This is a genomic window from bacterium, assembly GCA_037131655.1.
In the GTDB taxonomy this organism is placed as follows: Bacteria; Armatimonadota; Fimbriimonadia; order Fimbriimonadales; family JBAXQP01; genus JBAXQP01.
Genome location: JBAXQP010000419.1, coordinates 1 through 1,920 on the forward strand (window position 1 = coordinate 1; position 1,920 = coordinate 1,920).

Genomic DNA, 1,920 nt, shown 5'->3' on the forward strand with positions numbered 1-1,920 from the left:
TGCCACATTGCATAGAAAGCGCTCATGTTCGCTAATAAAACTTGAGCGGTACAAATATTTGATGTTGCCTTATCTCGACGAATATGTTGTTCACGAGTTTGCAACGCCAAACGAAATGCAGGCTTGCCTGTTGCATCAATACTTTGCCCTACAAGTCGTCCCGGCATCGAACGTTCAAGCCCATTTCGGACCGCTAAGAATCCGGCATGTGGTCCGCCAAATCCCATTGGCACACCAAAACGTTGGGCAGTCCCAACTGCGATATCGGCGCCCCACTCCCCCGGAGCTTTCAAGATGGTTAACGCTAAAAGATCAGTTGCCGCGATAACGAGCGCATCACGGGAGTGCGCGTATTTCGCAAAGCTGGAGTAATCGATAACAGTTCCCGTTGTATCCGGGTACTGGAGAAGCGCCCCAAAAAATTCACCCGCATATCCATCTCGTACAACATGACCTGAATCCACCTCTACCACTGAGATTCCCAGTGGTTTTGCGCGTGTAAGGACTACTGCCTTGGTTTGTGGGTGAACATGTTCTTCAATCAAAAAGACCGCGTCATCGCTTAATGTGGAAGCACGGCGAGCAAGTGTCATGGCTTCGGCAGCAGCTGTACTTTCATCCAGCATTGAAGCATTTGAAATATCAAGAGCCGTTAATTCGCACACCATAGTTTGAAAAGCAAAAAGGGCCTCAAGTCGACCTTGTGAAATTTCAGGTTGATATGGTGTGTAGGCGGTATACCACGATGGATTTTCCAGAACATTTCTTTTGATAACCGGTGGAACGATCGTTCCGTAGTAACCAGTACCGATTAATGAAGAGAAGACTTTATTTTCAGAAGCGATTGATCGCAATTCCGCGATTACTTCGACTTCGCTCTTTCCGCTTCCAATCGAACTTTCAATGACACCTGTGACCGAAATGTTGGCAGGCACTACATCTTTAATGAATAATTCCAGATTTGGATATCCCAGCGCTTGCAGCATTGTTGCTTCATCTACAGAGGTTGGTCCTATATGACGATCTTCGAACGAACGACTCATAGCAATTCCTCATCCTGTCAAAAGCCTCTCGCCTAGAAGTGCGAGTGCAGGAGAAGGATAATGTGAATTAAGCGCCTTTGCGCTTTCTACGTTCTGCGAGTTCATCACTGTCGAGGCTGGCATCACTGACAACAGCTTTGCCATTGATCTCGCCTTGTAACGTTGCCAGTGAGCCTTCAACTTCACTCCAGACTTTACCGACTGCAATACCGAAGACTCCTTGGCCCCCAGCCAGCAAGTCAATTATTTGGTCAGGACTTATGCATTCATAAATTGAAGCACCGTCACTCATAAGAGTGATCGCTTCTAGCTCGCGAACTCCCCGTTCGCGCAAATGGTTGACAGCTGTACGAATATTTTGAAGCGATACGCCTGCATCGAGAAGGCGCTTAACAATTTTTAAAACCAAAATGTCGCGAAAACCATAAAGTCTCGACGAACCAGATCCCGTAGCTATGCGAACGCTAGGTTCTACCAAACCCGTTCTTGCCCAGTAATCTAATTGACGATAAGAAATACCGGCTGCAGCACAAGCTGTTGCGCCGCGATATCCGATCTCTGCGTTCAGGTCGTCCATGGTGGAACTCTTTTCTACCGGGGAATGGGATAAGAGTAGAAGGAGACATCCTCCCAATCAATGACCGACACGTCTTTCAACCTCAAGTAGAGGTTAACGGTTTCTACGCCTGCCACGGAGGGCAAAGAGGTAGCTAACCATAAAGAAGGCAATCACGACGCAGAGGGCGAACTTAGTTGCGCCCCAATCTGTTGGGCTGATCACCACAAGAACGAGGCCGAGCAGAGAAGAAAGAGCCATAGCGGAAGCAGTTTGTCGTAACCCCCGTTCGCCTCCAAAGGAAGCAATCAATGGTGCCAA

General features: G+C 48.1%; 3 protein-coding genes. All 3 read right to left on the reverse strand.

What is annotated here, in order from left to right:
- On the reverse strand, positions 1–1,043 hold a 1,043-nt coding region (locus WCO51_13170), incomplete at its 3' end, for a glycine dehydrogenase (aminomethyl-transferring) (protein MEI6514204.1).
- A 67-nt stretch (positions 1,044–1,110) separates the two neighbouring features.
- Positions 1,111–1,620 carry a MerR family transcriptional regulator gene (locus WCO51_13175; protein MEI6514205.1) on the reverse strand — a complete coding sequence of 170 codons (510 nt, stop codon included), beginning with the start codon at positions 1,618–1,620 and terminating at the stop codon, positions 1,111–1,113.
- A gap of 93 nt (positions 1,621–1,713) precedes the next feature.
- Positions 1,714–1,920 (reverse strand): hypothetical protein (locus WCO51_13180; GenBank protein ID MEI6514206.1); only part of this gene is annotated, 207 nt, incomplete at its 5' end.